Origin of the sequence: Bacillus cereus (genome assembly GCF_002577405.1) — a bacterium.
GTDB classification, from domain to species: Bacteria; Bacillota; Bacilli; order Bacillales; family Bacillaceae_G; genus Bacillus_A; species Bacillus_A cereus_AU.
This window is the reverse complement of the sequence record NZ_NULR01000005.1, coordinates 183530-192421: the sequence shown is the minus strand read 5'-3', so window position 1 is coordinate 192421 and position 8892 is coordinate 183530. Positions and strand designations below refer to the sequence as shown.

Below are 8892 nucleotides of genomic sequence, written 5' to 3'. Positions count from 1 at the left end.
ATGGCGGTTGTGGCGAAGTGGTTAACGCACCGGATTGTGGCTCCGGCATTCGTGGGTTCGATTCCCATCAGTCGCCCCATTTTTATTTTAAAAATTACAAATAATATAATGGATACTTACATATAATTAAGTAAGAATTCGATGGGCTATAGCCAAGCGGTAAGGCAACGGACTTTGACTCCGTCATGCGCTGGTTCGAATCCAGCTAGCCCAGCCATTTTTGCGGAAGTAGTTCAGTGGTAGAATACAACCTTGCCAAGGTTGGGGTCGCGGGTTCGAATCCCGTCTTCCGCTCCAATTAAATTTCATATGGCGGCATAGCCAAGTGGTAAGGCAGAGGTCTGCAAAACCTTTATCACCGGTTCAAATCCGGTTGCCGCCTTTATTTTGTGCCGATGTGGCGGAATTGGCAGACGCGCACGACTCAAAATCGTGTTCCTTCGGGAGTGTCGGTTCGACCCCGACCATCGGTATCAAGCAAACGTGATGAAATCAAGACTTCAACAGAAATGTTGGAGTCTTTTTTTTGTTTTTTCAACACGACAAAATAATCTAAAATCGTGTGCGGTGAATCGTGTGCGTAGGAGGTTATGGTGAAAAGACGTGGAGAATTAACAGATGAAGAACTGAAAATTATTAAGAAGAAAATTTCTGATGAAGAGGCTTATGAAAAATTTTTTAAGGATTGTTATTTAAGAAACTTGAGACCAGCAACAATAGGGTACTACAAGAATGAATTTCATGGTGCAAAGAAGATTGTTAATAAACAGTTAGTGGAATGGGAGCAGAAGGACGTAGAGGATTTAATTTTGAAAAGTAAACAGTTGATGAAGGTCACAACTATTAATACTCGTTTACGTGCTCTCCGATCATTTTATAACTTTTTAGATAAGAATAAGCTGATTGATAAGAATCCAATGAAAAATATCAAATTATTACGTGATAGACAGAAAACAATCGAAACTTTAGATAATCAAGAGATAGAGAAATTGATTAAAACAATAAGAAAACAAAAAACGTTTGTGGGTTTTAGAGATGAAGTGATCTTACTTGTTTTTCTAGATACAGGAGTAAGATTGTCTGAACTAGTTGGAATCAAGGTAGAAGATGTTCGGCATAACAAATTAATTATTAGAAGAACAAAAAATCTATTTGAAAGAACAGTTTATTTATCTGATACGACTCAAGAGCGATTAGAAAGTTATATTAAAGTTCGAGGTGAAGTTGCTACTAATAAGCTGTTTATTAGTCAAGATAATAAAGAATTGAATCCTCATAGTATTCAAACGAGACTTACAAAGTACGGTAAGGAAGCTAAGATAAGTAAACGAGTTAGTCCTCATACATTCAGACACACTATGGCAAAAAGAATGATAGTATCTGGCTTAGATGCTTTTTCTTTAATGCATTTACTTGGTCATACAGATATTACGGTCACTAAAAGGTATGTAAATCTGTGGGGACAAGATTTGGAACAGAAGCATAAAGAATACGGTGCATTGAAAGGTTTGAATCTTTAGATTTACGAATATTCAGATAAAATATATAATTAAATAAGAGATGGTATATGAGTTTGGCCGCTCCACCATCTCTTAATAAATAAGAGCAGAAGAATAACTTCTACATCAGTATTATATGTAGTCTTTTTCTTCTGTGTCAAGGAGAGTAGAGAGAAGCATGAAACTAATATCAGTTTTAAGTGGGAACGGATTTGTCATGTATAACAAAGAGCTAGCTCATACGGTATCAGTTAACGGAGCTATTATTTTTGGACAGTTATGTTCAAGTTACGAAAGCTTTTCTAATAAAGGTATGCTAACAGTTAAAGAGGGAAAAGAGTATTTCTTTTTAACGAGTGACACTTTGGAAGAAGAAACAGCTCTGTCATATAAACAGCAGTTAAAAGCTATTAAGGAATTAGAGCAAGCTGGTTATATTGAAACTAAGGTTATGGGAGTACCTTCTAAGAAGTACTTTAGTATCACAGACAAGATTGTTCAAGAATTACTTTCGGAGGTAAATCCTAGCTCTGACAAAAGGGAAGACCTGGATGTATCAACAAATCCAGAGATAGCACAGCAAGATGGGAGCTCTAGCCTTTCCAAAAAGGAAACCCTAGCATTACCCAAAGGTAACGGCAAGCCTGTACAAAAGGGATCAACTATTAAAAAGAAAAATAAAAAAGAACAAGATAAAGATAATAAATATAATTTCAATTGTAATTACAAGGAATCTCCAACAACTAATGAGTTTGAGGAATTACTTACGAACTCATGTAATGAATTTTATACTCAGTTCTCTGTTGACAGATACTCTAAAAAACAATGGAATACTTTAATAAGGAAATTCGTGAACGATACTATTGAAAGTGGTAGATACCTAAATGTTCCAGTAGATAAAATTAGGGGATATGCTTATAAGTCATTAGAGATTATTTGTGATAATTCGGATTATAAGCGCTCAGATGAATTCGCGGAGTATCAAGAAGTGATGAGGGAGCTTTCGAATAAAGAAATAAATAAGAGTAAACCAAATTATGGATTACATAATCGCTTTGAGATTGATAATGACGAGTTACCATATTAGTCTTTATTAGGAATAGCTCCTAGAAGATCCAGAAGGCCCACGATTGCATTTTAATTTGAGGGATATATATTTAATTGTATTTTATTTGCAAATCATACAGATGAAAATTAGGAGGAGAATAAAAATGGTAGATGAAAAAGTGATTTTAGAGAAAATTATAAGAATTAATCGAAATACGGTTTCAGGCATACATGAACGCTTTAACAAGATTGATTCTGAAATTGGAAGAAGAATAGCTGTAATTGAAATAAATACTGATTCACTTGTGAAAACATTAGATACGTTAGGGAAAGAGCTTAGAGAACAATATTATTCTCTAGGAAGGAGAATTGACCTTTTAGAAATGCAGATGATTAAATATCAAAATGAGAAGGGGTTAAACAATGCACAAGTTACAAATATGCTAAAAAACGTCGATGACGACGAAAAAGCGAAGAAGCAGCATCAAAAAATATCGTGCCAGCTTTTCTAGGTGATAACCCAGTTTTGCTTTATATAACTTTTGATAAAGAGTAATAAGGAATTACAAGATACTTTATAATAAACGAATAGGAGTTGTTGAAAATGGAAAAACAAATTCTTGAGATGTTGGCCGAAATGCAAAAGGAACAAACAGAGTTCCGAGAAGAAGTACGAGCTAGTTTTTCGGAAGTAAACAATCGATTAGATAGAATTGAAAAAAGACTTGATGGTGCAGGCTATCGGTTCGATCAAGTAAGAGTTGAAGATCTAAATAAAAGATTAACAACAGTAGAGAGCGACATCTATCGAATGAAAAGACAATAAAGCTGAAATGAAAGTGCTGGTTGAAAAACTGGCGCTTATTTTTTTGTTTTTACCCCGTATATTCTTCCGCTTTTAATATAAAATTCCAATTTTATTTCCCAGATTGATTTACGTTTTTTGCGAACGGTATATAAAAGTATTGTGAAAGAAATCAATTTAGGAGGAATCTGTAATGGATATATTTGAAAAACTACGACAAGAAACTCTAGTTCAAATTAAAGAGATGGAAGAAAGAGAAATAGCAGCGAAGACTGAACCAAAGAGTCACTTTATAAGATGGGTTGAAGAGAAGCAACGAAAACAAAAAGAATATGAATCCAACATTATTGAGAGAAAACATCCATATGAAGAATTATGGATAACAGACCAAATCTATCTTTTAAGGGATGAAGAAGAACAAAGCTATGAAGAATGGCGCAACATCAACAGAGATTATCTCGAGGAATCTAAATTAATTCCAACAAAGCAGCGATTTCTTTACCATCTTATTAACAGTTAATTCAGCAGGAGGAAACTAATATGATCATTCTTAGAAATGCAACTCAAAAAGAATCAAATAAACTCAATGAGCATGGAATTAATCATGTTTTCTTCGCTGCTCAGATATATGTTAATGTTGAGTTAAGTTCTGATGAAAGAGTTAACGAGGCACTAGCTGGTATGATTAAGAAATTAGCTGGGCGCTCAGTAGATAATGGAGCATATGAGGTGCGAAAAGATACAAAAAGTGACATCTCTATTAAATTTATAATAGAGGAGTCAAAAAATGTATCTTTTCGAGTTGAGTTGTTTGATTTATTCATATCATTCTTAAGAGAGCTCTCAATTGGAGAGTTGCGTCATAACTCAAACAGATTTGCTAAGCATTGCAAGCTCAACATGTATAATACTCTTCCTGCAATCATACTTGATGATGGTACTATATTCTCTGAGTCTAACAATGGAGAAGATATGGTTAAGCATGCTGGCTTGGTATTTTCATTTCAACGAGCAAAGTTACTAAAGATTAAAATTAAAAATGAAAACGATTATCGACAGCCACTAGATAAGATTCAAGGTTTATCAGAGTTAATTGACAAGTGGCTCAAAAAGGAAGAACTAACTAATGAAGAATTATTATGGGTTTATACGAATGCGATTGAATTTCGAGCATTAAGATCAGTCATCAAAGACAGAAGAATAACCCAAGATTTTCCTATCATACATTTAGCAAAATCTTACGTGCAACCATTGTCCTACCAAAGAGTTGTAGGGGATGGAAAGTTTGAATATCAATTTTTATCTCAAGCTATAAATAATCGATTGCAACCAACAATAAAGGTTTGCAGTATGAAAACTATTTCGAAAGAAGAAGGTCGACTAAAGTTAAAACAACATCTTACCGACTATCTAGAATCACATAAGAAAGAGATTTGGCTTTTGAAAGCTGATACAGGAATTGGTAAATCACATACAGTCGCTGAACTCGCAAGAGAGAAAGTTTTATTTGTTGTTCCTACAAAAAAACTAGGACGAGAATTAAAAGTGAAAGTGGAAGATAAACATCCAAATTTAAAAGTAGTAATTATTGATCCTGTTGATGATAAAGAAATTCTTGATTGCTCTGAAAGAGAAAAGATGATTGAAGCTAGAAGGAAAGGTCTTAGTAAACAAGCCTCGGATTACAGGAACAAAGCTATTGAGAAGTGTGATGACGAAGAAATTAAAGCTAAACATGAGAAATATAAACAAGCCCTATCTACTAAGCAGGCATTCTTCATTATTACTCATAAACGTTTTGCAGATGGATTTCTAGAGGGGATTGATCCTCCTGAAGTCGATTCTATTATTATTGACGAGGACCCAATTAATGAGATGTTAGCTGACGAGACATATTCAACTGAAACGTTGTTGTATGAGTTAAACCAACTGGTTGCTACTGTGAATGGCAAGAGTTTTGGTATAGATGCAGAGCTAAATGAAGTTGAGGAAGAGATTGTGTGTAAAGTAAAAAAGTTTATGGAATTAATACAAAGGAGCAGATTAGAACTAACACCAAATCCATATAAATATTTCTTCAAACAGAACAGTAATAAATTGGCTGCAATTATCATGAAGAATTCGATAATTAAAAACAATTTATTTGCAGCATTAGAATCAGACTGCTTAATATCTCATCGAAACAAAAAGAACGAACTTGAAACTACTTGCGTTTCGTCTTTATTGACTGCTTTCTATCACAAGAAAGTTATGATAATGAGTGCCACATTAAACAAGAAAATTCACGTACCTTTATATCAAAGACACGTGAACAGCATGACGAATTGGATTGAACTTCCTTCAATTGAAAGTAAAGGTAAGGTTGTACTATTCGCAGATCGTTCTACATCGAAAATAGCTTTAAAAAATACTAAACTTGTTGAATCTATCAAAGAAGTCATTAAACCTTTTAATTATGAAGCTCTTATCACTAACAAAACAATGAAGTATCTATTTAAAGATAATAAAGCCCATGAGAAGATACACTTTGGCAACTGTGCTGGTTATGATGAGCTAAATGGCAAAAATATTGTTGTCATTGGCACTCCGAGTTTACCACCTTGGAAGTTAGCGATATTAACTTATCAAATCTTTGGAGAGTTACCTAAATCAATCTATTATAACTCTAAGAGAGAAACAATTGATTTTGACTTTAAGATGCAGAAAATAGAGGAACATGGTTATCAATTTGCAATGAATACTTTTGCTAACCATGATGACTACAATGCTAGGGAAGTTCATTTATGGCAAACATCTTCTGATTTAGAGCAAGCAGTTGGAAGAGCTAGATTGATTGATAATGATTGCGCAGTATATGTATTCAGTAGGATTCCTGTAAAACAATGTGAAATAAAAAAATATTCTGAGGTAGCCTAATGGTTGTCTTTAAAAGAAATAACTGAAGAAGTTATGTTGCGTTGTCAAAAGTGTACAGTATCTCGGGTTGGTGTATATATATTATAAGAGAGTTGTTTCAATAAGCAATATTCGTCTAAAATCTTCTAGTTATATATATTATTTAATGAGAGATGTATAAAGTATACTCCGATTTGCTTTATATATCAGTTCCATCTTTCATCATGATAGGTGGATTCAATTTCATTTCAATTTCGTAGTTGAGTTTTAAAGTTTTTGCAAAGGCTTTAAGGTTCATTGGGGAGTTGGTTAATCCTATTTCCAACTTCCTTCTTCTTTTTAAAATTGTCATCTAGAGCTACTTTAATGGTAGCTACTAATAATATAAAACGACAGAATGAGTTCTATCGTTTCCTATCGATTTTTTCTTTTTGAATAGGCGTATCCTTCGGGGTACGTCTTTTTATTTTTGCCATTTTTCAGGTTTGCTTCGGCAAGCAAATTTTATATGGGAGTGAAAGAGCTTATGAAAATGGAACTACGTTTTCAGGGCACTAAATTAAGTGCTAATGAAGACGGGACAATGACTGTAAGCGGCTACGTTAATAAAACGGATCAACTGAGTAATGTACTTGGTACTACCAAGAGATTTTTGGAAAAAATTGCAAAAGGAGCTTTCTCTAAAGCAATTCTTAATGCGACAAGAGATATCGATTTTCTAGCTGAGCATAATTCAAAACTAATCCTTGCTTCCACTCGTAACGGTTCATTACAACTGCGAGAAGATGAGCAAGGTTTATTTATGTCCGCCACAATTTCTCCAACCACGTGGGGGCGCGATTACTACCAACTTATAAATGACGGAATTCTCAGAAATATGTCATTTGGTTTTAGAACCATTTCAGATTCTTGGAAATCTCTTGGAAACGGTCTTTTTGAAAGAACTATTCAAGAAATGGAACTCTTTGAAGTTTCAGTTGTAAAAGACCCAGCTTATTCTCAATCAACTATCGCTTCTCGCGGTATCAGCTTGATTGAAGATGTTGAGATTCCGAGTTTAGCAGAAAACAAAAAAGAAGAGGAGAAAAAAATGAAAAAAACAGAATTTAGATATGTAAGCAATAAAAATGAAGTAGAACTTCGAAAAGAAACAGAAATCCGCGAGTTTAACGATAGCTTTCGTGACTTACAACTTACTTCTGGAAATGAAGCAGTTATTCCGACCGCAGTTGCTGACATGATCGTTGAAAAGTTAGAAGAAACTTCCCCAGTATTTGCTCGTGCTCGTAAGATTCCATCTGCAAGCGGTTCAGTAAAGATTCCAAGAGAAACTGCTGTTGGAGTTGGTATGTTCGTGGGCGAAGCGCAGAACTTATTAGAAGAATCCATGTCTCTTGGAGAAATTTCTTTGAATCAAAAACGAGCTGGAGCCTACATTGCTCTAACAAATCAGCTGATTAATGATGCAGCAACGAACATGCATGAGTATGTTCCAAATTTACTTGCAAAACGTACATTCAAAGCAATTGAAAAATCAATCCTGCGTGGTACTGCTGCTGAAGAATTTCGGGGAATTGTTCCTGATGTTACGGTTGAAAAGAAAACTTTATCTGTTGCAGCTACCGATGCTCAGTTACTAGATACATTGTTAGATATGGTTCTTAACGTAAATCCTGAGTATCTTCAAAAATCTCAGTTCATTATGTCTAGACCATTCTACAATCGAGTTGCTAAGTTGAAGGATGCTTCGGGTCACTTTTATGTGCAGAACGGAATCGTCAATGGCAAACCAACTTATACTTTGTTCGGATTAGAAGTAGTTATCACTAATTCTTTAGATGCTGGTGATGTTGGACAAGTTCCATGTATTCTTGGAAGTTTAGAAGATGGATATGCAGTCATGGTGAAGCAAGGTCCTAAAATGACTATGGTTCAAGATACTGAACATTCCTTGAGAGGTTCAGTTGGATTTTTGTTCGATGTTTTTCTTGATGGTGCAGTATACAATCCAGATGCGTTCACTAAATTAGAAATCATTGCGTAGTCTTATGTGAAATGATTCGTAAATTAAGGAGTCAGAATTTTTGTATTTTGGCTTCTTTTTTATTTTAAAAAATCGAAACGAGGTAATTATGAATGAAAATGACAGGGATGAAATGCAAGGTCTATATACACGACGGAGCTACTGGGAAGTTACTTGCTGGGCAAAGGAACGCAACATTATCAAGAAGTGCTGAAACAATTGATGCAACGTCCAAAGACACCCTGGGGTTCTGGAAAGAGTCGCTTGCTGGTTTTAAAGAATGGTCAATCGATTGTGACGGAGCATTCATCGAATCTGATGCAGCTTATGGTCTTTTAGAAACAGCATTCATCAACTCTACAAACGTGGTAGTTTACATCGAGCTACCGTCCGGAACCAAGTACAAAGGTGAAACTACTATCACCGACTTCAGTCTTGAATTCCCTTATGACGACTTAGTAACTTACTCTATCTCTCTTCAAGGCTCAGGGGCATTGGAGACAATCACAGAAGTTTAATATTAGATAAGGCTAGGGGTTATACGCTTTTAGCCTTTATTTATTATCTGATATTTATGAGCTGTTGTTTTTTCACAGACAGTAATACAGATGCAGTTGATTTTA

The 8892-nt window shown here is 34.7% G+C and carries 8 protein-coding genes and 5 tRNA genes; all 13 read left to right on the top strand.

All coding sequences use genetic code 11. The features are described from left to right. Window positions 1-3: 3 nt before the first annotated feature. The 13 genes from COC96_RS08235 (at window position 4) to COC96_RS08175 (ending at window position 8787) form a co-directional block, all read left to right on the top strand. Window positions 4-79 (top strand) — tRNA-His (locus tag COC96_RS08235). A gap of 63 nt (window positions 80-142) precedes the next feature. Continuing rightward, window positions 143-217 (top strand) — tRNA-Gln (locus COC96_RS08230). 5 nt (window positions 218-222) lie between these two features. Next, window positions 223-297 (top strand) — tRNA-Gly (locus COC96_RS08225). Window positions 298-311: 14 nt separating this feature from the next. Continuing rightward, window positions 312-382 (top strand) — tRNA-Cys (locus COC96_RS08220). Window positions 383-391: 9 nt separating this feature from the next. Beyond that, window positions 392-473 (top strand) — tRNA-Leu (locus COC96_RS08215). Between the two features lie 117 nt (window positions 474-590). Next, window positions 591-1520, top strand: coding sequence for a tyrosine-type recombinase/integrase (locus COC96_RS08210; RefSeq protein ID WP_243525685.1), 930 nt, complete (start codon window positions 591-593; stop codon window positions 1518-1520). Between the two features lie 157 nt (window positions 1521-1677). Next, on the top strand, window positions 1678-2586 hold the full coding sequence (locus tag COC96_RS08205; RefSeq protein WP_098768647.1) for a hypothetical protein: 909 nt from the start codon (window positions 1678-1680) through the stop codon (window positions 2584-2586). Window positions 2587-2710: 124 nt separating this feature from the next. Next, the gene (locus COC96_RS08200) at window positions 2711-3058 is read left to right on the top strand and encodes a hypothetical protein (protein ID WP_180234955.1); all 348 of its coding nucleotides are present in this window, start codon (window positions 2711-2713) and stop codon (window positions 3056-3058) included. 92 nt (window positions 3059-3150) lie between these two features. Then, window positions 3151-3372, top strand: a complete 222-nt coding sequence (locus COC96_RS08195; protein WP_098768646.1) for a hypothetical protein — start codon at window positions 3151-3153, stop codon at window positions 3370-3372. Window positions 3373-3544: 172 nt separating this feature from the next. Continuing rightward, on the top strand, window positions 3545-3871 hold the full coding sequence (locus COC96_RS08190) for a hypothetical protein (RefSeq protein ID WP_098768645.1): 327 nt from the start codon (window positions 3545-3547) through the stop codon (window positions 3869-3871). A gap of 20 nt (window positions 3872-3891) precedes the next feature. Continuing rightward, entirely contained in the window at window positions 3892-6267 is a 2376-nt protein-coding gene (locus COC96_RS08185; protein ID WP_098768644.1) for a hypothetical protein, read from the top strand. A 505-nt stretch (window positions 6268-6772) separates the two neighbouring features. Then, the gene (locus tag COC96_RS08180; RefSeq protein WP_180234954.1) at window positions 6773-8290 is read left to right on the top strand and encodes a phage major capsid protein; all 1518 of its coding nucleotides are present in this window, start codon (window positions 6773-6775) and stop codon (window positions 8288-8290) included. 92 nt (window positions 8291-8382) lie between these two features. Beyond that, entirely contained in the window at window positions 8383-8787 is a 405-nt protein-coding gene (locus COC96_RS08175; protein ID WP_098768643.1) for a phage major tail protein, TP901-1 family, read from the top strand. Window positions 8788-8892: the final 105 nt, after the last annotated feature.